The 19,838-nt window shown below is 72.6% G+C and carries 19 protein-coding genes; 10 read left to right on the top strand and 9 right to left on the bottom strand.

What is annotated here, in order from left to right; genetic code table 11:
* Positions 1–4 precede the first annotated feature (4 nt).
* The 3 genes from P3T41_RS00600 (at position 5) to P3T41_RS00590 (ending at position 4,353) form a co-directional block, all read left to right on the top strand.
* Positions 5–1,150 carry a pyridoxal-phosphate dependent enzyme gene (locus P3T41_RS00600; RefSeq protein ID WP_280686907.1) on the top strand — a complete coding sequence of 382 codons (1,146 nt, stop codon included), beginning with the start codon at positions 5–7 and terminating at the stop codon, positions 1,148–1,150.
* Position 1,151: 1 nt separating this feature from the next.
* The gene (locus P3T41_RS00595; RefSeq protein ID WP_280686906.1) at positions 1,152–2,732 is read left to right on the top strand and encodes an AMP-binding protein; all 1,581 of its coding nucleotides are present in this window, start codon (positions 1,152–1,154) and stop codon (positions 2,730–2,732) included.
* 247 nt (positions 2,733–2,979) lie between these two features.
* Complete coding sequence (locus P3T41_RS00590; protein WP_280686905.1) at positions 2,980–4,353, top strand: cytochrome P450; 1,374 nt, start codon at positions 2,980–2,982, stop codon at positions 4,351–4,353.
* 182 nt (positions 4,354–4,535) lie between these two features.
* Here the strand turns inward: P3T41_RS00590 and P3T41_RS00585 are convergent, their stop codons facing one another.
* The 4 genes from P3T41_RS00585 to P3T41_RS00570 all read right to left on the bottom strand — a co-directional run bounded on the left by P3T41_RS00585 (position 4,536) and on the right by P3T41_RS00570 (position 9,735).
* Entirely contained in the window at positions 4,536–6,125 is a 1,590-nt protein-coding gene (locus P3T41_RS00585; RefSeq protein WP_280686904.1) for a multicopper oxidase domain-containing protein, read from the bottom strand.
* A 209-nt stretch (positions 6,126–6,334) separates the two neighbouring features.
* Positions 6,335–7,480: a hypothetical protein gene (locus tag P3T41_RS00580; protein ID WP_280686903.1), complete on the bottom strand. Its 1,146-nt coding sequence runs from the start codon at positions 7,478–7,480 to the stop codon at positions 6,335–6,337.
* 441 nt (positions 7,481–7,921) lie between these two features.
* Positions 7,922–8,602 carry a response regulator transcription factor gene (locus tag P3T41_RS00575; protein ID WP_280686902.1) on the bottom strand — a complete coding sequence of 227 codons (681 nt, stop codon included), beginning with the start codon at positions 8,600–8,602 and terminating at the stop codon, positions 7,922–7,924.
* Positions 8,599–9,735 carry a sensor histidine kinase gene (locus tag P3T41_RS00570; protein ID WP_280687304.1) on the bottom strand — a complete coding sequence of 379 codons (1,137 nt, stop codon included), beginning with the start codon at positions 9,733–9,735 and terminating at the stop codon, positions 8,599–8,601. The genes P3T41_RS00575 and P3T41_RS00570 overlap by 4 nt, the downstream gene beginning before the upstream one ends.
* A gap of 184 nt (positions 9,736–9,919) precedes the next feature.
* Between P3T41_RS00570 and P3T41_RS00565 the strand changes: the two genes are divergently transcribed.
* The 5 genes from P3T41_RS00565 (at position 9,920) to P3T41_RS00545 (ending at position 12,888) form a co-directional block, all read left to right on the top strand.
* Positions 9,920–10,624 carry a hypothetical protein gene (locus P3T41_RS00565; RefSeq protein WP_280686901.1) on the top strand — a complete coding sequence of 235 codons (705 nt, stop codon included), beginning with the start codon at positions 9,920–9,922 and terminating at the stop codon, positions 10,622–10,624.
* The gene (locus P3T41_RS00560) at positions 10,621–11,430 is read left to right on the top strand and encodes a hypothetical protein (RefSeq protein ID WP_280686900.1); all 810 of its coding nucleotides are present in this window, start codon (positions 10,621–10,623) and stop codon (positions 11,428–11,430) included. The genes P3T41_RS00565 and P3T41_RS00560 overlap by 4 nt, the downstream gene beginning before the upstream one ends.
* A complete protein-coding gene (locus tag P3T41_RS00555; RefSeq protein WP_280686899.1) occupies positions 11,427–12,347 on the top strand; it encodes an ABC transporter ATP-binding protein in 921 nt (306 codons plus the stop codon). The genes P3T41_RS00560 and P3T41_RS00555 overlap by 4 nt, the downstream gene beginning before the upstream one ends.
* 32 nt (positions 12,348–12,379) lie before the next feature.
* Positions 12,380–12,544, top strand: coding sequence for a hypothetical protein (locus P3T41_RS00550; RefSeq protein ID WP_280686898.1), 165 nt, complete (start codon positions 12,380–12,382; stop codon positions 12,542–12,544).
* Between the two features lie 140 nt (positions 12,545–12,684).
* Positions 12,685–12,888 carry a cold-shock protein gene (locus P3T41_RS00545; protein WP_280686897.1) on the top strand — a complete coding sequence of 68 codons (204 nt, stop codon included), beginning with the start codon at positions 12,685–12,687 and terminating at the stop codon, positions 12,886–12,888.
* Positions 12,889–12,908: 20 nt separating this feature from the next.
* Here P3T41_RS00545 and P3T41_RS00540 read toward each other — a convergent pair whose 3' ends face one another.
* Positions 12,909–14,114, bottom strand: a complete 1,206-nt coding sequence (locus P3T41_RS00540; RefSeq protein WP_280686896.1) for a PP2C family protein-serine/threonine phosphatase — start codon at positions 14,112–14,114, stop codon at positions 12,909–12,911.
* A gap of 169 nt (positions 14,115–14,283) precedes the next feature.
* On the opposite strand from P3T41_RS00540, the gene P3T41_RS00535 reads away from it, so the two are divergent.
* Both P3T41_RS00535 and P3T41_RS00530 read left to right on the top strand, forming a co-directional pair.
* Positions 14,284–14,640: an arsenate reductase family protein gene (locus tag P3T41_RS00535; RefSeq protein ID WP_280686895.1), complete on the top strand. Its 357-nt coding sequence runs from the start codon at positions 14,284–14,286 to the stop codon at positions 14,638–14,640.
* A gap of 24 nt (positions 14,641–14,664) precedes the next feature.
* Positions 14,665–15,219, top strand: a complete 555-nt coding sequence (locus tag P3T41_RS00530) for a DUF1697 domain-containing protein (protein ID WP_280686894.1) — start codon at positions 14,665–14,667, stop codon at positions 15,217–15,219.
* 120 nt (positions 15,220–15,339) lie between these two features.
* Here the strand turns inward: P3T41_RS00530 and P3T41_RS00525 are convergent, their stop codons facing one another.
* The 4 genes from P3T41_RS00525 to P3T41_RS00510 all read right to left on the bottom strand — a co-directional run bounded on the left by P3T41_RS00525 (position 15,340) and on the right by P3T41_RS00510 (position 19,754).
* Positions 15,340–15,942, bottom strand: a complete 603-nt coding sequence (locus P3T41_RS00525) for a hypothetical protein (RefSeq protein WP_280686893.1) — start codon at positions 15,940–15,942, stop codon at positions 15,340–15,342.
* Between the two features lie 140 nt (positions 15,943–16,082).
* Positions 16,083–16,742 (bottom strand): hemerythrin domain-containing protein, encoded by a 660-nt coding sequence (locus P3T41_RS00520; RefSeq protein ID WP_280686892.1) that lies wholly within the window; start codon positions 16,740–16,742, stop codon positions 16,083–16,085.
* Between the two features lie 337 nt (positions 16,743–17,079).
* Entirely contained in the window at positions 17,080–18,153 is a 1,074-nt protein-coding gene (locus P3T41_RS00515; protein WP_280686891.1) for an alpha/beta hydrolase-fold protein, read from the bottom strand.
* A gap of 338 nt (positions 18,154–18,491) precedes the next feature.
* Positions 18,492–19,754 (bottom strand): ROK family transcriptional regulator, encoded by a 1,263-nt coding sequence (locus tag P3T41_RS00510; protein ID WP_280686890.1) that lies wholly within the window; start codon positions 19,752–19,754, stop codon positions 18,492–18,494.
* Between the last annotated feature and the right edge of the window lie 84 nt (positions 19,755–19,838).

Raw genomic sequence — 19,838 nt, 5'->3', positions numbered from 1 at the left:
GGCCATGGAGATCTACGCGCAGGACGACGTCGTGCGGCGGTATGCCGCGCACCTGTCGGCCGACCCCGAGCGGATCCGCCGGGCGAGCCTCCAGGAGAGCGCACGCATCGTCCAGTTACCGCCCCAGGGCGGCGTTCTCGCCGACGTGCTGGACCTGTCGACGGGCAACACCACCGGCACCTTCAAGTCCTGGCTGGTCTGCCTGGCCGTCTCCCGCTACGTGGGGCAGGAGCAGCCGCTCGTCCTCGCCCAGAGTTCGGGGAACACCGCCAACGCCCTGGCCGCCTACGCCGCCCACGTCGGCCTGCGCGCGGTGATCCTGCACCCGCCGGCTTCCCGCCGCCGCATCGTGCCCCGGCTCGCCGAGTCCGACACCGTGCAGTTCGTCGAGGTCGACGCACCCGAGGACCGGATCAAGGCCGTCCTGGCGGCCTGCGCCCAGACCCTGGGCGTCCCGGTCATCCCTGCCCCGGCCGACCAGGACGAGGCGAACAAGCTGCGCGCCCACGTCCTGCGCGACGCCGGACACGAGCTGGGCCGGCAGTGGGACTGGCACGTCCAGGCGCTGTCCAGCGGGTACGGGCCGCTCGGGTTCTACGCCGGGCTGCGCGAGCTCCAGCGCACGCAGTCCGTCCAGGTGCCCCGCTTCCTCGGCGTCCAGCAGCAGGCCGTCGCCCCGTTCGTCAAGGCCCTCGGCGGGCGGCCGGGCGAGGCTGGCGAGGTCCCGGTGCTCGAACCCACACTGTTCCGCCAGAGGCTCACCGAGGACCTCGTGCGGCGCATGCGGGCTCTGTGCGCCTACAGCCGCGGCACCGTGCGCGCCCTCACCAACAGCCGCTACCTCCAGCTGGAACCGCGTGCCATCGCCCTGCTCCGGGAGGCCGGCGTCGCCGTCGCCCTCGACCCCGACGGCACACCCCGCGAGCGGGCCGGCCTCTACTCGCTGGCCGGCACGCTCGACGCCATCGAGCAGGGCCTGATCCGCCCCGGCGAACGCGCCCTGGTCGTCTACACCGGTGGCGCCGCTCCCACGCCCGCCGGTACCTACCAGCCCCACTGGCACGCCCACCAGGACGAGGCGGGCGAGGTCGTCGCCCGCGCGGTCGCCAAGCTTTCGTCACCGCTGTCACTTTCGGGGAACCATGGGTGAGTTGAGCAGGTCGTTGCCAGCGCTGCCGGCCGAGTCCGCCTCCTACTACGCACAGGGGTGGTGGCGCCACGGCACCTTCCTGGACGACCTCCACGCGCTGGCCCGCACCGCGGCCGACCGACCCGCGTACCTCAACGCACGCACCCTCCTGGGCGAGACGGCGACGGTCACCTTCGGCGAACTCGCCCGATGTGTCGAACAGTTCGCCGCGGTGCTGCGGGAGCGGGGGGTCCGTCCCGGCCAGGTGGTGGCCTGGCAGCTGCCGAACTGGTGGGAGTCGGGAGCCTTGTGGCTGGCCTGCGGCCGGGTGGGCGCGGCGGCGCTCTCACTGCCGCCGGGCACCGGCGCGCGCGAGCGGGAGGTGATGACGGCCAGCACCGGGGCCGGCCTCCTCGTCACCGCGGACGCCGGCGACTCCGGTGGGCACGGGACCGCGCAGGTCATCACCCTCGGCGACCTGATGCGCGACGCGGCGTCCGCCGAACCGCTGCCCGTCGCCGAACGCCCGACCGTGCAAGCCGACGACGTGTGCCAGGTGCTCTGCACCTCGGGGACGACCGGCCGGGCCAAGGCCGTGCTGCACACCCACAACACCAGGTACGCCGCCCTCCGGGCCGCACGGACGCACCTGCCGGAGAACGGCGTGACGGCCGCCGTCTCCACCCTGACCCATGCCATCGGGCTGCTGTTCGGGCTGCTGTCTCCGCTCGCCACCGGACAGCCCTCGATGTTCACCGACACCCACGACCCCGGGACGTGGCTGGACCTGCTGGCACAGCACGACGTGAACTGCCTGATCGCGGCCCCGCGCAGCCTCGGTGAACTCGCCTGCGAGCAGCAGCGTCACCCCCGCGAGCTGAGCGGGCTGCGCCAGGTCATCAGCCTCGCCGCGCCACTGCCCGCCCCCGTCGCCGCACAGGTGCGCACGCACCTGTGCCCGCGACTGGTCAGGTTCTACGGCATGACGGAGGCAGGCCCGGTCATGGCGACCCGGCCGGACGACCCGGCGGGCACGCAGGAGCGGACCCTCGGCGAACCGTTGCCGGGCATGCGGATCCGGATGACCGGGAGCGACGCCACCGGGGCCGACCGGCTGCACGTGCGCGGCCCCGGCCTGTGCCGCGGGATGTTCGACCTGCGCACCAGGCGCGTCCTGTGGAGTCCCGCGGACGACCAGGGCTGGTACGACACGGACGACCTCGTCCAGGCCGACGAGCGGGGGAACCTGCGCTTCCTCTCCCGCGCGGCCGATCGCATCGGCTGGGGCTACGTGATCCCGGTGGCCGAGGTGGAGGGCGAACTCCTGGGCCACCCCCGGGTGGCCGAAGCCACCGTCGTCGGCGTGCCGGACGACGACGGCCACGAAGTCGCCTGCGCGGTCGTGGTCCCGCGCGGTGCGCCGCCCTCGCTCGATGACCTCCGCGCCTTCCTGCGGGGCAGGAAGATGACCGAGTGGTACCTGCCGGCCCGGCTGGCCCTCGTGGCCGCGCTGCCGCGAACGGCGCTCGGCAAGGTCCGCAAGGACGAGGTCCGCCGCGAGATCAGCGCAGGTGCCCGCGCAGTGTGCGGCGAATCCGCGTGATCGGGGAGTCGTACAGCAGCGCGGCAACTGTCCGGCGGAGCGAGCGTCGGGACCACGGGCGAGCAGACCAGGACGGCACCGCAGCCGCCCCGGACCGCCGCAGGCGAATCCGCCGATCCGGTGCAACAGGGCCCGACCGGATCCCGCCCGTGGACGCGTCCCGCGCACGAGCGGCTTCACAACACCGAAGTCGGGTAAGGGTGGTAAGGGAAGCACAGGCGATTCGAGCCTCGTCGACGGAGCCCGCATGAGCGCCCTCCTGATCCTGCTGATCGCGATCCCGGCAGCCGCTGCCACCGCGGCGGTGCTCGCCTTCGCCGCCCACCCGCGCCTTGCCGCTGCCTACCGGTTCCGCCTGCTCACCAAGGACGACGGCCCGGCCGGCACCCCGATGATCCGCCTGCCGAACCAGGACATCCACGGGCCGGTCCTGGAGGAGCTCTTCGCCCACGAGTCCGCGAGCCACCGCGGCGACACCCACGCGCGGCGGGCCATCCGCCACTTCCACCGCCCGGCCGACGAGCACCAGGAGAACATCGACCCCGACCACCCCCGTTACGCGGAACTGGCCAGGGCGACCTTCCGCGCCCTCGCCGTCCCGCGCGAGGAGATCGTCGCGATGGCCCGCAGGTGTACCCGCCAGGTCCTGGACGACGCCTGGCCCCTCGGCACCACGAGCCGCGTGCTGCGGCTCATGGACCTCGCCGTCCCGATCTCCGCCCGCCTCATGTTCGAACTGGCCTTCAGAACCGCGCCGACGCAGGAGCAGATCACGCTGATCGCCCGCTCCGCCAGGGACTCCATGCGCACCTCCAAGGGACTTCGGCCCGCCGGCGACGCCGACGCCGCACTGGCACTCCTCGACCTCGTGCGGACCAAGGTGACCGAGCACGGTGGCTGCCCCGAGATCTTCGGCCCCGACAGCACACTCGACACGACCTCCAGGTCGAAGCACCTGCAAGGCGTGTTCTTCAACACCGGTGTCATCCAGCTCTCCGAAGGCGTCTGCCACACCGTGCTCGAGGCATCCCGCCATCCGCACGTCGTCGAACGGATCGTCGAGAACGATCCCCGCTACCTTGACCACCTCCTCTCGGAAGCACTGCGGCTCTACCCCCTGCACGCAACCATCCAGCGACTCGTGACGGACGACATCCCGCTCAGCCCGGCCGTGACGATCCCGCGCGGAACCCAGCTCCTGTTCGACATCGGCCGGCACCAGCGGACGGGCCACACCGAGCCGGATGCCTTCAACCCGCACAGATGGGAGCAACGCGGCCGAGCGGACAGCGGATTCGTGGGCTTCGGCCTGGGGCGACGCAAGTGCCCCGCCGAACGGTGCTCCCGGACAGCGGCAGCGGTGATCGTGCGCGAACTCCTGAGCTCCTTCGCCGTCCACGCTCCCACCCGCCACACCAGGGGACTGGAAGGAGGCGGCCTGTGCTGCCTGACGGCCTACGGCTCACCGGCACCCGCCGGGTTCGTGCTCGGGTTCAAGAAGGCGCTCGTGCGAACCCGCGACCAGGCGGAGCGAGTTGCCGTCGGCGCGGCCCAACTGGTCTGCCTGCCGCTGACCGCGCGAGCGGTGCGACGCCTGCCAGGCGACAGTGGCAGCACGTGAGGAGCTTGCACCCCTTGAAGACGGACGGCTGGCTCAAGGAGAACGGGGCCCACTGCCCACCTGCACGCTCCGGCTAACGGCACTCAGCAATCACGACGGTAGCGCCTGGCTCTGTTCACGGGAGCCGGCCTACACCCACGCGAGCGCCAGGCGGCTGCTCACCTTCTCGGAGGCCGTCCGGATCACGCCTCGACGTACTCCACGGTCTGCATCATGCCGAGGTCCTCGTGGTGCAGTTGGTGGCAGTGGGCGATCGCGCGGCCGGTGAAGTCCTCGTAGCGGACCAGGAAAGTCACCGACTCGCCCGGGGTGCCACCCGCCAGGCCGACGGTGTCGTGCCAGATGGGCGGGTCGATCCGGACGCCGTCGCGGTGGGTCACCAGGAACGGGTTGGTGTGCAGGTGGAAGGGGTGGTTGAAGCCGGGGGAGGTCTCGCCGGTGCGAACCGTCCAGCGCTCCGTACGGCCCAGCGGCAGCACGTGGTTGACGTACCCCGGGTCGTACAGGCCGTACGCCGGGTCGAGGCGGAGGTCGCCGTGTGGGTGCGCGGGCGGGGTCGGGTGGGTTCCCAGCACGCGGAAGGCGTCGGGGAACGGCAGGGGGAAGACGCCCGGGTCGACGTGGAAGAGCACCTCCCGGTCCGGACCGGTGACCTCCCGCTCGTCGAGGAACGGCCGGCCGGGCGGCAGCGCGCGCGGCAGGGCCATCGGCGGGTCCAGCGGCGGGCCCGCCACCTCGACGGTCAGCAGCGGCTGCGGCACCCGGTCGGCCCGCAGCTCGTACCGGCCTGGCGCCGCACCCCGGACCAGCACGTCCACCCGGTTGCCCATCACCAGCTCCACCGTCTGCGCGGGCACCGGCGCGGGCAGCGTGATGCCGTCCTGGGCGATCCGGTGCATCGTCAACTGGCCCTGTGGACCGGTGAGTCGTAGCGTGAGCGCGGTGAACGCGGTAGCCCCCACCAGGCGCCAGCGCTGCACCTCGCCCGGCCGCAGTGCCAGCAGCGGGTTGACCGCGCCGTTCACGGTGAACACGGACGGCACCCCCGTCAGCCAGGCTCCCGCGTCGAACGGCGGCACCCGGCCGTCGCGCAGCTTGAGCTCGTTGACGCAGACCACCACGTCCGCGGCGGCCCGCACCTCCGGCACCTCGTCGATGTCCCCCTCCACCACGATCACCCCCGCCATGCCCCCGGCCAGTTGTTCGGCGGTCGAGCCGTGCAGGTGCGGGTGGTACCAGTACGTCCCGGCGGGGTGGTCGGCTGGGATGTGCAGCACCGTGCGGTAGTGCGGCTCCGGGTTGCCGGGCGCGGAGCGCGGCGCGAACTCCCGCAGCACGTTGTCGGCGAGCCCCGACGGGGAGACGTGCATGCCGTGGGCGTGCAGGTTGAAGCTGTGGGGCCGGTGCGGCATCCGGTGACCGTACTCGGCGCGGCCGTCGTGGACGGGGTTCGGCGGCAGTCCGTTGACGTGCGTGAGCAGCAGGGTGTCCCCGGCCCGGACCCGCAGCGTCGGCCCCGGGAAGCCCCCGTTGTAGGCCCGCGTGGTGATCGGCCCGTGGCCCGGCACCTCGACCTGCGCGTATCGGACGTCCAGCACCTGCTCCAGCACCGACGGCACCAGCCCCGGCGCCGGCCGCCGCCGCACCGTCACGGGCTGCGGGAACGCCACCGGGCCCAAGGCCGCTGCCGCTCCCGTGCCCGTCACCGACACGAGACCGGCGGCGACCGTCCTGAGCACCGACCGGCGACTGATCTCGCGACTCTCTCCCATAACCGGGCAATCTAGAGCAAAGCACCCGGACGGTCGGGACCGCCGCACCGCGCTGCCGCGCCGACCCCCGCGGCTCGGCCCCGCAGCGGCACGCGGCCCCGGCCGCGCGGGCCCGGGGCACTCGGGCGATGGGGAGCCACCGATCGCCGCGATCACCTGCCAGTCAACGACACGACCGGCCAACGATCCGATGCTCGGAAGGAAACGCCCTAGTTGGCCAAGCTGAAATCGCCGCCGACCGGCGCGGCGATCTTGTCGACACCGGTGAGCGCGGTCAGGCTGGTGACCGGGGTGGTGCTGTCGGTGGTGGTGCCGTTGCCGAGCTGGCCGGAGCCGTTGGCGCCCCAGGAGCGCACGGTGTTGTCACCGAGCAGGGCGATGGTGTGCTCGCGGCCGCCCGACACCAGCTCGACGCCCTTGATGCCCGGGACAGTGACGGGGGTGATGCGGTAGTCCGTCGTCCCGTCACCGATCTGGCCGGAGGTGTTCTGTCCCCAGGCCTTGAGCTTGTTGTCGCTGTCGGTGACGGCCAGGCTGTGGTTGCACCCGGCGGCGATCTGGGAGACCCCGCCGAGCCACGGGCCCTGGGTGTCGACCGGGGTGTAGCGGTTGATGGTGCTGTTGTCACCGAGCTGGCCGGTGGCGTTGTAGCCCCAGGCCTTCACCGTGTTGCCGCTGGTGGGCCCGGTGCTGCTGCGCGGCGGGCCGACGAGGGCAAGGTTGTGGTTGCAGCCGGCCGCGATCCGGCTGACGCCGGTCAGGTTGCTCACCGGGGAGGGTACGCTCCGGCTGGCCGAAGTGCCGTCGCCCAGCTGGCCGTTGATGTTGTAGCCCCAGGCCCAGACCGTGCCGTCCTCGCGCAGCGCGAGGCTGTGGTTGAGCCCGGCGGCGATGGCGATCACCTTGTTGAGGCCCTCGACCCGGACCGGCACGCTGCTGTCCAAGGTGGTGCCGTTGCCGAGCTGGCCGTAGTTGTTCTTTCCCCAGGAGACGACCGTCTGGTCGGCCAGCAGGGCCAGGCTGTGCGCACCGCCCGCCGCGATGTCGGTGGCGTTGGAGAGGTTGACGACCTGTCCGGGCGCGTTGTGGCTGAACACGCTGCCGTCACCGAGCTGGCCGGACCCGTTCGCACCCCAGGACTGCACCGTACGGTCCGTCAGCAGCGCCAGCCCGTGGCCGGTGGTCGGCCCGGCCCCGCCGGCGGCGATCTTCACCACCTCAGCGCTCGTCAATCCGAGCACGGTGGTGGCTGTGGTGCGGAAGTCGGTCCAGGTGCCGTCCCCGAGCTGGCCGGAGCGGTTGTTGCCCCAGGACTTGAGGCGCTTCTCCTGGGCGTGCGCGGTGTCAGCCGACACCAGGGTGTGAACAGCGACAGGGGCGAGGACGGCCATGAGGGAACAGAGCGCGGCGGCAAGCCTGCGACCTGTGCGATATGCGCGCACGAGTTGGTCCTTTCGAAGATCACAAAACGAACGTGATCTTCGTATCGGCCCCAGCTGGTCCCGAGGCGTGCCTTGCCGCCTCTTTCACTCTCCGGGCTGAACAAGTCACATGATCGACTTCCTCGACCGACCTCAGTGCGGTGACGTTTGCCTGAGGGAAGGGACACGGCACCCACGAGACACGTCTCTGCCAGAACACGGACCTGTAAAGGGCCCCGCTGAGCTGCGGAAACGTCGTGCGACTGACGCGTCTCGAAGGCCCTGGGGCTCGCGATGTGAAATGGGAGCGCACTCAGTTCGATCTCAGCCCGAGGTCTGTGGCGCGCCTCCACCCGCCTGGCCGATTCGCACGGGCTATCGGCTGCTGTTCGGTTGGTCGGCGCTGCCCGGCATCAGGCGGGATTCCCAGGCCCAGGCGGTGATCTCGCTGCGGTTGCGGGCTCCGAGTTTGTTCTGGATCGCGGCGAGGTGGCCCTTCACGGTACTGACGGAGATGAACAGGGCGGCCGCGATCTCCTGGTTGGTGCGGCCCCGGGCAACGGCGCGGACGACGTCGGTCTCCCGGTCGGTGAGCGCGGAGTCGGGCTGGTGGGCCGGGGAGGGTTTGACGGAGGCGAGGTCGCGGAGCAGGCGCCGGGTGATCGACGGGGAGATCATGGCGTCCCCGATGCTGGCGGCCCGCACGGCGGCGGTGAAGAGGGTTGGGTCGCCGTCTTTGAGGACGAAGCCGAGGGCTCCGGCCTGGAGGGCGCCGTAGACGTACTCGTCGAGTCCGAAGGTGGTGACGATGACCACCCGGAGCGGGTCGGCGACGCCCGGGCCGGCGAGTGCGCGGGTGACGTCGATGCCGTCGAGGCGGGGCATCCGGATGTCGATGAGGCAGACGTCGGGCCGCAGTTGGCGGGCGAGGGCGACGGCCTCGGCGCCGTCGCGCGCTTCCGCGACGACGGTGATGTCGGGCTCGTCCTCCAGGATGAGGCGCAGGCTGGTGCGGATCATGGCCTGGTCGTCGGCGACCAGCACGCTGATGCTCACGGGCGGTCTCCGGCTTGCATGGGCAGGGTGGCCCGTACCGACCAGCCGGTGCCGGGCTGCGGACCGGCGCTGAGCGTACCGCCCAGTGCCTCGACGCGTTCGCCCATGCCGACCAGGCCGTAGCCGCCGCGCTTGGAGGCGTGGATCGCGGGGTGCGGCGGAGCATCGTTGCCGATCTCGACGGTGATGTCCGTGCTGTCCTGGGAGATGGTGACGGTGGCCGCGCGGGTGCCGCGGGCATGGCGGGCGATGTTGGTCAGGGATTCCTGGACGACCCGGTACACGGTGGTGGTGACGATGGGTGGCCAGGTCGGCGCCGCGGTGGGCAGCCGGAGGTCGACGGCCGGTCCGTGCTCCTCGAAGCGGCGGACCAGGTCGACGAGTTGCTCCTGTCCCGCGGTGACGGCAGCGCCGTCCTCCTCGTCGCGGAGCAGGGCGACCACCCGTCGCATCGCGTCCATGGCGTCGGTGCCCGAGCGTTCGATGTCCGCCAGGGCGTCGCCGAGTTGGTCGGGCTGCTTGCGGAGCATGATCTGGGCGGCGTGGGCGTGCATCACGATGCCGGACACGTGGTGGGCGACGACATCATGCAACTCCCGTGCCAGGGCCAGTCGTTCGTCACGCCGCACAGCCTCGACGGCGGCCCGGCGGCGATGCTCCGACAGCCGCAGGACGAGCCCCGCGCCGAGGCCGGCCAACCAGCCCTGGACGCCCATGTGGAAGTGGGCGGCGGCCTGCGAAGTGGTCACCAGCCAGCCGAGTCCGGTGACCGCGAGCCCGGCCGCGGCGACGGCGGCCGCTCGCCGGGGCGGCACTGCCCGGACGGCGGAGCCGGCCAGCACGGTCAGCGCCAGCGACGCGGCGAGACCGGGCTGGCCCGTCAGGTACCCCGTGGCGGCGACGAGGACGGCGGCAGCCGCGACGGACAGGCCGACCGCCACGGCGACCAGCCGGTCGCGCTCCCGGAGCAGCGCCGCGACGCACACCACCGCACCGATGCCGCAGTCGAGCGCCCAGCCCCGGCCACCCGGGTGGCCGGCGTGCCAGTAGGCCGTCGCCGCCAGCACCGCCGCGAAGGCCAGCCCGAGCAGCACGTTGATTCGCCTGGCGGCCAGTGCGGCCAGCCGTTCCATCACCCTCACGGTGCTCAGGCTACGGAACCGGCCGCGACCGCGGCACCGGCCAAAAGGACCGGTCCACGCCGCCCGATCAGTACTTCTGGCCGTTACCGACTCCGGTCCGTGTGAACAGGCTTGACGGCATGAAACGAGACCTCGAGACACCCCGCGTCGACCCGGGGCCCGCACCAGCCGGCAGGTGGCCGTGAACCGGTCCACCTGGACCCGCCTCCGATTGGAGCTGCGGGTCATCGGCATCGCCCCGCCGGTGACGGCACTGGCGGCAACGCTGGGCGGCGCGGTCCTGGTGATCGTCATGCATGCCACCGGGGCCGGCGCGGAGCACCTCGACATCGCCGCCGGCGCTGTCCTGGCGGGCTTCGCCCCGCTCGGCACCGCTGTCGCGGCCTCCTCGGTCGTGGGGCGTGATACCGGCGCCGAGCTGGTCATGACCAGCACGGTCTACCGCCGGGTGCTGTTCCTGCGGGTCGGCCTGGTGGTGGCCCCAGCGGCCCTGGTCACGCTGGTGGACGCCGTCGTGTTCCGCGCCTTGAACGCCTGGCCCGAGGGGCAGGGCACGGACGGTTACGTCCTGGTGTGGGCCCCGCCGATGCTCTGGCTGGTCGCACTGGCGATGCTCATCGCGATCGGCCTGCGCAGCCCGGCCGGCGCAAGCGGCCTGATCGGGGGCCTGTGGCTGGCCCAGTACCTGATGGCGCGCGCCATCCTGGACAACACGGTGCTGCGGGCGCAGTACATGTTCATGGGCGTCGCCGCCAAGGTCCCGGCGCACGAATGGACCGTCAACCGGATCGCCCTGCCCGCCGTCGGCGTCGTCGCCGTGATCGCGGCCGGCCTGCTGCTGGGGCGTCCCGAACGATTTGTGGGGAGCGATGCCGCATGACCGCCGTCCTTCAGCGAACCGCTCCGCCGACGGCAGCTCGCACCTGGTGGGCGAAGACCGTCGTGGCCGCCCGCTACGAGTACCTGATGCAGGTGCGCCGCCCGGCGGTCTGGGTGGTCGTGCTCGCGCTGATCGCGCTGCGCTGCGCATCGCCCTTCCCGCCGGGTTTCACCAGCACCACGGACAACACCTTTCTGGTCGCGGACTGGGCGGGCAACTTCATGCTGTGCCCGATCGGCGTCGGCGCCGTCCTCGCCGACCGCGTCCGGCGGGAGTCCCGGCTGGGGCTGAGCGACCTGCTGACCTCGACGCCCACCGGCATCGGCCCGCGCCTGTGGGGCAAGGCCATCGGCGCCGGCGCGGCAACCAGCACACCGGTCGTCGTCGCCTGGGTGGGCCTGCTCGGCTACCTGACCGCCCAGCGCGGGGCCGGGGTGATCCCGGTCGGCCTCGGGGCGTTCGCCGCCATCATCCTGCCCGCGCTGGTCTTCGTCGCGGCCTGCTCGGTCACCGTCCCGTACCTGACCGGGCCCGTGCTGTACCGGCTGGGTCTGTTCGGCTACTGGATCTGGGGAAACATGGTCGGCCCGCGCTTCGGGATCCCCACCCCCGCCGGCACGCCCTTCGAAGCCATCGGCGAGTACCCGGCCGGTGCCTGGTTCCACGGCACCCTGTTCGACGCCAGGCAGCGGGGAATCACCCCGACCGGCGGCGAGGCCGTCCTCAGCATCGCCTTCCTGCTGCTCGTGGGGCTCGCCGTCCTCGTGATGACCCAGCTCGTGCTCACCAGGAGGAGCCCGTCATGACCGCGCCCAACGTGACCATCACCGATCTGACCGTCACCTTCCGGCGCGGCGAGGTCCGCGCCCTCGACGGCATCAGCCTGCGCCTGCCCACGGGCATGGTGGGTCTGCTCGGCCCCAACGGAGCCGGCAAGACCACCTTCATGCGGGTCCTGACCGGGGTGCTGCTGCCGACCTCGGGCACCGTCGCGGTGGACGGCACCGATCTCACGTCGCGCAGCCAGCGCCGGGAGGTCAAGGCCACCACCGGCTACCTCCCCCAGGAGCTCGGCCTGTACCCGGACTTGACGGCCAGCCAGTTCCTCGACTACATGGCGCTGCTCAAGGGCATCACCGACCGGCGCGCCCGCCGCGCCCGCGTCAAGGAGGTCCTCGAACTGGTCTCGCTCAGCGATGTCGCCAACCGGAAGGTGAAGGGCTACTCGGGCGGCATGAAGCGCCGCGTGGGCATCGCCCAGGCCATCCTGAACGACCCCCGGCTGCTGATCGTCGACGAACCCACCGTGGGACTGGACCCCGAGGAGCGGCTGCGGTTCCGCAGCCTGCTCGCCAGGCTGGCCGGCGACCGGACGGTGCTGCTCTCCACCCACATCGTCGACGACATCGTGCAGACCTGCCCGAACGTCGTGGTGATCAAGCGCGGGCACGTCGCCTTCCAGGGCGCCATCGGTGCCCTCGCCGCCCGCGCCGAGGGCATGGTGTGGCACGTCACCCAGCCGGCGACCACCCCTCCGCCCGACCTGCCCACCGTCACCGTCACGCCCGGCACAACCGGCACCACGTACCGGGTCATCAGTTCCATCGCCCCCGCCCCCGACGCGGAGCCCGTCAGCGCCACCGTCGAGGACGGCTACATCGCCCTGATGCACGGCACCACCCCGGAGCGGGCCCAGCACGGCCCCGACCTCCGCGTCATCTGACCCCAGCCCCGTCAACACCCAAGGACCAGAAGATGTCTCAGCAGCCGCTCACCACCGTCCTGGCCGCCACCAACACCACCACCGGCTTCCACCCCGGCCTCGTCTACTTCGTGTTCTGGGCCCTGGTCATCGCAGCCATCATCGGCGCTCCCATCTACGTCGTCCGCCTGGTGCGCGACCGCCGCAAGAGTCGTTGAACACTGCCTGAACACACGGAGGTCGCCACCAGCCCGATCGCGTCGACACGCCCACGACCGGGTGACGGTCCGCCGAGTCGCGGCCGGGAGGCGATACCTGTACCGGGACTCAGCTCCAAGTCCCGTAGAAGGAGAGCACCATGGCCACCGGAACCGTGAAGTGGTTCAACGCCGAGAAGGGCTTCGGCTTCATCGCCCAGGACGGCGGCGGGCCGGACGTGTTCGTCCACTACTCCGCGATCAACGCCGCCGGCTTCCGCGCGCTGGAGGAGAACCAGCAGGTGACCTTCGACGTCGTCCAGGGGCCCAAGGGTCCGCAGGCCGAGAACGTCACCCCCGCCTGAGCCCGGTCACCCGAGCCCGGTCAGCCGAGCGGGCTCAGCGCCAGCAGCGCGAGGTCGTCGGTGGCCGGTCCGCCGTGGGCCTGGACGTCGTCGCCGACGAAGGCCACCAGCTGTTCGGGAGCGACCGTGCTGCGGCCCTGGAAGCGGCCGGCGAGGCGCTCGGTCAGCGGGTAGAACCGGCCGGCGCGGTCCCGGGCCTCGGTGACGCCGTCGGTGTGCAGCAGCAGGGTCTGGCCGGCGATGAGCGGGACGACGGCGACCGGGGACGGCGCGTCCTGGGCCCGCAGGTGGCCGAGGCCGAGCGGCAGGTCCTGCGGGCAGTGCAGGGTCTGCACGGCGCCGCCGGCCAGCAGCACCGGGTCCAGGTGCCCGCGGTTGATCAGCCGGACGGCGCCGGTGCCCTGGTGGTGCTCCAGCAGCACGGCGGTGACGAACAACTCCTCGTCCCCGCACTCCACCGCGCCCCGGCGCACCTGGCGGTCCAGCAGCGCCGCCAGCTCGGCCAGGTCGGCGGTCTCGTGCGCGGTGGCCCGGAAGGCGCCGAGCAGGTCGGCCACCGTGCGCACCGCCTCCAGGCCCTTGCCGCGCACGTCGCCGAGCAGCACCCGGGTGCCGAACCGGGTGTCGCACAGCTCGTAGAGGTCGCCGCCGATCGCCACCTCCGCCTGCGCGGCCCGGTAGCGGCCAGCCGTGCGCAGCGCGCCGACCTGCTCCGGGACCGGGTGCAGCACGGTGCGCTGCAGCGCCTCGCTGACCGTGCGGGCCCGCACCAGGTGCCGGGCCTGCCGGGTGCGCTGGTGGGACAGCATCACGCCGGCCAGCGCCGCGATCAGGGTGGAGAGGTAGACCCACAGGTGGTGGTGCTCGTAGAGGTGGCCGACACGGGCGGCCAGCACCAGTTGCAGCGCGACCGCGCCGACGCCCGAGAGGGCCGTGGCCAGCGCGCCGAAGCCGAAGGCGACCAGCACCGGCAGCGCGGTGAGCAGGAAGCCGGCGGCGGTGGCCTGCGGGAGGACGACCTCGATCAGCAGGTCGGCGAGGATCAGCAGCGCTGGCAGCCAGCGCACCCAGCGCGCGGCGACGTCCGGCTCGCGATCCGCCGCGGTCGGGCCCGCCAGGGCCCGGCGCAGCACCGCCGCGGGTGCGCGGCGCGACTCGGCGGCGGGCTTGCGGCTCGGGGCAGCGGCCGGGCCGGTGGCCAGGGGCGTTTCCGGCCTCGCGGACATGGCTGACCTCACGGACACGGCTGACCTCCTCGGCCGCTGGGGAGCATCGGGTGAGCTTCCATGGTCGCGTACCCGGTCGACGCCTGCGGGAGGTCCTTGGACCCGCCGAGTCGGGTCGAAAGTCCCGGTTGGCGGAGGCCGACTTCCCGGGCTGCGTAGGCTGAGCGCCATGGAGATCTGGATCAACCCCCGCTGCGGCAAGTGCCGCGCCGCGCTCACCGAGCTGGAGGCAGCCGGCCTGAACTACACCGTGCGCCGCTACCTGGAGGACCCGCCGTCGGTCGCCGAGCTGGAAGAGGTGCTCGACCGGCTCGGCCTCGAGCCCTGGGACATCACCCGGCCGGACGAGGCCGTCGCCAAGGAGCAGGGCATGCGGGACTGGGGCCGCACGGCGGCGGACCGCCCGCGCTGGCTGGCGGCGCTGGCGCAGCACCCGATCCTGATCCAGCGCCCGATCATCACGGCCGACGACGGCCACGCCATCATCGCCCGCACCCCGGAGGCGGTGCGCTCGGTCCTGCCGTAGCCCAGGGTGCGCCACACTGGGCGGGTGGCAGACCAAACCTTCATCGCCTTCCTGCGCGCGGTCAACGTCGGTGGACGCACGGTCAAGATGGAACGCCTGCGCGAGCTCTTCGCCGAGCTGGACCTGCGCGACGTCCGGACGTACATCCAGAGCGGCAACGTCTTCTTCAGCACGGACGCCGGCGTCGACCGGGCCGCGCTGACCCGGCGGATCGAGGAGCACCTGGCGGCGGCTCTCGGCTACCAGGTCCCCGCCATGCTGCGCACCGTGGCGGAACTGGCGGCGGTGGTCGACGCCGACCCGTTCCGCGACATCGAGGTCACCCCGGACGTACGGCTCTGCGTGGTCTTCCTCTCCGAGCCGCTGCCCGCCGACCTCGCCCTGCCTCACCTCACCCCCAAGGGCGACCTGGAGGTGATCGCCGCCACCGCGACCGAGGCCTTCGTGGTCGCCCACCTGATCGGCGGCCGCCCGACCGGCAACGCGACGACGGCCTTCGGCAAGGCGTACCGGGGGCACGGGACGGCACGGTTCTTCCATACGACGGAGAAGATCCTCGCGGCCGCCCAGAAGGGGTGAGCACGGCGGGGTGACCACTACTGGGTGACCGCTGCTGGGTGACCGCGGCGAGGTGACCACGCTGGGGCGCGCCACCCGCCGCCCCGCCCCCAGGTGGCGAAGCGGCGGGGGCCGGGCGGGTCAGGCGCCGGTGAGGCGGGCGATGGTGGCGGTGCTCAGGCCGAGCGAGTCGGTGGAGAGCGGCACCAGCGCCGACTGGACGGTGGCCGGGTCGGCCTGCTTGGCCGAGGCGGCGGTGACCAGGGTGGCGGCGTCCTGCTGGATCGCGGTGAGCTGCTCCTCGACGCTCGCGGTGGGCATCGCGGGCGCCGAGCGCTGCATCGGGCCGCCGGGCTGAACAGCACCGGGCAGCGCGGGCGTGCCCGGCACGGAGGGTGTGCCCGGCAGCGCCGCCTTGAGCTGGTCCGAGGCCAGTCCCAGTTGCCGCAACTTGCCCTTCAGCGTCGCCGCGTCGACGGCGCCGTTCGCCGCGCCGGGGCCGGCGTCCTTGCTCGGGCCGAGCGCGGCGGCCAGGTCGCCGATCCGCTCCAGGACGCCGCCGAGCGCGCCCATCGCCGCCACCGTCCGGCGCGCGTCCGGCGCCGCGGGCGCCACCGGTGCGGACATCGGCGGCTTGATCATCGGGTGGCGGTCGACCGCGGTACCGACGGCGATGCCGGTGGTGGCCGCGACGGAGCCGACCAGTGCGGTGCTGAACAGGACCGTGGTCCACTTGCAGTGCATGGGGGTGAGCTTCCTTCCAGGGAACGGGAGTCGGGGGTTCCGGCCGGAAAACGGCCTTCCTCCACCTTGGCCACCGGCCGTCACGCTCCGCCATCGCGCCTAGCCCGAATGCACGTCAACTCCCCTTGCTCACCGCCGGGTCACTCCACGGTGGGCGTCGCTCCCCAGAGCTCCGCCGAGCATCGCGCGTAGACCGCCTGCCAGTGCGGCCACTGGCGGGCCGTCAGGTCGTCGCACTCGGCCAACAGTGCCTCGATCTGCTCCGTCGCGACCCCTTCGAGCAGCCAGGCCAGCGCGTCCGGGGCGCCCGGGCCGTCGGCCAGCCGCAGCAGGTCGAGCAGCTCACCGAGCGTGCCGACCCGGGAGTGCGCGGCGAACAGGTCGGCCATCACCGGCAGCAGTTGCTCCTCTTCGATCCGCAGGTGGGTCTCCAGGCGGGCGGCCAGCTCCTCCACCGCGTAGGCGACCGGCCAGGCGCTGGCCGGGTCCCGGGTGCCGACCCGCATCAGCGTCGTGGTGCGGGTGAAGGAGTGGTCCAGGTTGTGGTGGTCGTCCTCCAGCCAGTTGACCAGCAGCCGCAGCTCCGGGGCGAAGCGGCGCAGCAGCGGCCAGAGTCGCACGTCCTGCTGCTCGTGGTGGCAGGTGAGCATCGCGGTGAGGAAGTCCCAGTGCCGGCGCAGCGCCTCGGCACCCGCCTCGTCGCCGGGCTGCAGCAGGCGCAGCGCGGTGGGCAGCCGGGCGAGGTCACGACGCAGCGCGGCGTGGACGAGGCGAAGACCGGCGAATCGGACGGGTCGCACGGCCGGCACCGCCTCACTGGGGCCACGCTGGGCGGGAACGGTACACAGATGCGACTGCATGGCACTCTCTTCAGGACTGTCATGGCGGGGGATCGGGACCAGTCGGCGCTGCCCGCGGCGGGTGAGTGGGCGAGCGGCGCGATGGTGTGCTCCAGGGTGGCCACAGTCGATCGGAAGTGAATCAATGGCGGATTGCTGCGCAGGTCAGCGGGGGTGGGGAGGGAAGAAGCGGGGTGCGGAAGGTGATCGGGGTGCGGACCGGGAGACGGCTGCGCGGACACGGCAACGGGCGGTGCCGACGAATCGTCAGCACCGCCCGTTCGGTCGGCCGGGGGGATCAGGCCGGCGTCGGCCCCGCCATGTTCTGGGTCAGCCACTGCAGCGTGTCCGGGATCATCTTCTTGAAGTGCGAGGTGAGGTGCTTGCCGCCCGGCTGCTCGTAATAGTCGATCTTGGTGGGCGGTGCCGCCTTCGCCACCCAGTCCTTGACCAGCTTGACCTCCTCCGGCGTCGCCCCGCCGGCCGTGGCCAGCATCCGCACGTCGGCCTTGCTCTGGCTGACCAGCACGTCGGGGCTGTTCGCCAGCCGGTCCGCCTCGTGGCCCTTCCAGAACTCGGAGTCCGGGTTGAAGTACCCGTCGATCGGCACCGCGGCCTTGTAGAGGTCCGGGTGCTGCATCGCCATCTTGGCGCTGCAGAAGGCGCCGGTGGAGGCACCCATCAGGCCCCAGCCGTCACGGCTCTTCAGGGTGCGGAAGTTGGCGCGCACGAAGTCGGGGACGTCCTGGGACATCCAGGTCCCCATCTTCGGCTGGCCGGGGATGTCGCTGCAGTCCAGGGTCTGCTTCTCGTCGGCGACCAGGTTCTGCACCGGCATCACCATGATGAACGGGTGCGCCTTGCCCTGCTTGACCAGGTCCTCGTCCGCCACCTGGATCGGCAACTGGTCGTCGGTCCAGGTGTTGTAGCCGTTGCTCTGGCCGCCCGCGTAGAGGGTGAGCACCGGGAAGCCGTCGTTGGCGTACTTGGGGTCGTTGTACTCCGGGGGGAGCCAGATCCAGACCTTGGCCGTGACGCCGGACTTCTTGCCGGCCAGCGTGGTCATCATGATCGGCCCGGCGGCGGTGTCCCGGGCCTTGGTCAGCTGGGTCGCGGGGCCGGTGGGGAACTGCACCTTGGCCGAGTCCGCGGCCGGCGTCGCGCTCGCCGACGGCGCACCGCCCGGGGCCGCGCCGCCCGAAGCGCCGCCCGATGCACCGGACGGGGCGCCGGGCGAAGCGGCGGCGACCGGCGCGGCATGGGCCGTCGGCTTGTCGCCACCGCTCCCGCCGCACGCGGAGAGCGCGACCGCCAGAGCGAGGACGGCGGCGGAGGACAGGACGGCACGTGGACGGACGAACGGCGGCTGCACGGCGGAACTTTCCGAGGGAAGGGTGGCGCCCGGACGACGGCTCCGGGCGGCGTCGACCCGGGTGGAGTCGGCGCGCGGTGAAGTCGATCCTATGACGTGGCCAGGACCAGCCGTGGTTGCGACCTGACGGCCCACCAACCAACATCTGGCACCCGTTCGGCGACATTCCAGCCGACCGGCCCCCGCCGATCGGCGGGCCGATCCGCCGGTCGACCACCCCGCCGCGGACCACGAACCGGCCACCGCCACGGTTCCGCGTCAGAGCGTCCGCAGCGTGCGGTGGCCAGGTTCGGGCTCGGCGTCCCGCGTGCGGGTGGCATCCGGTGCGACGGTCGTGGTCACAACAGCCCCAGGGCGGTGAACGGTTCGGTGATGACGCGCTCCAGCACCGGCACCGCCGAGGACCGGACCAGGGTGCGGGCGCCGAACACGGCGGGCACGATGTCCTCGGCCACCGCGGCGCCGCGATGGCTGCGCTCGGCGACCTCGGCCCGCAGGTCGTCCAGGTACTCCTCGGCCACCAGGATGCCGCCGGCCAGCACCACCCGGCTCGGGTTCAGCAGGTCGACCAGGGTGGCCACCGCCCGCCCGGCCCGGCGGGCCCGACGGCGCAGCAGTCGCTGGGCCCGCTCGTCCCCGCTGCCGGAGCCGGCCGGGCGGGCCGCGGCCACCAGGCGCTCCAGGTCCAGCGAGCCGCCGGCCGGGCCGCTCGGCGCGGAGTCCAGCAGGCCGGCCGCTCGGGCCTCGGCGACCAGCGCGAGATCGCCGGCCGCCACGCTCAGGCAGCCGGTCCGGCAGCGCGGGCAGCGCACCGCCGGGTCGTCGGTGACCGGCAGGTGCTCGATGCCGCCGGCCGCCGCGCCGGGGCCGCGGTGCACCGTGCGGTCCACCACGATGGCCGCGCCCAGCACGTTGCCGATGAAGACCAGCGCGAAGTCGTCCACCTCGCGCCCGGCGCCGAACCACAGCTCGGCCCGGGCGATGGCGCGCACCGTCTGCTCCAGCACCAGCGGGCCCGGCAGCTTGCCGGTCAGCTCGGCCAGCAGGTCCACGTTCCGCCAGCCGAGCGGCCCGTGCTCGACCACCACGCCGCGGGCGCCGTCCACCCAGCCGCCGACGCTGACACCGGTGCCGACCAGGCGGCGCCCGGCCAGCTTCTCGTCCAGGAAGGTCCGCACCCCCTCGGCGGCCCGCGCGGCGAGCCGAGCCGGCGTCAGCTCCTCGGCTCCGCCGTGCGCCAGCTCGCGCTCGACCAGCACCCGCCCGTCCAGTCCGACCAGCCCGAAGGTGGTGCGCAGCAGGCCGAAGTGCACGCCCAGCGCGACGGTGCGCTCGGGGTCGACCCGAAGCGGCACTCGGGGGCGGCCCTGGGTGGGCTCCATCGGGGCGAGCTCGCCGAGCAGCCCGGCCTCGATCAGGGTGCTGGTGAGCTTGGTGACGCTGGGCGCGGAGAGCCCCGTGTGCCGGGCGATCTCGGCCCGGGAGACGGGGCCGTAGGCGAGGACGGCGCGCAGCACCGCGGAGGCGTTGCCCTGCCGCATGTACTCGGCGCGCTGGCCGGGGGTGATCAGCCCTTGGGGCTGGTCGCTGCGGTTGATCACGGTGATCGCCTCCTTCCGGGCACCCTATCGTTTCCCGAGGTCTACTAAATTTCGGAAATTTAATTGTCTCCGGCACTCCTGCCA

It is taken from the genome of Kitasatospora sp. GAS204B, assembly GCF_029892155.1.
In the GTDB taxonomy this organism is placed as follows: domain Bacteria; phylum Actinomycetota; class Actinomycetes; order Streptomycetales; family Streptomycetaceae; genus Kitasatospora.
Note: the sequence above shows the minus strand (reverse complement) of the source record. Positions and strands in the feature narration are given on the sequence as shown.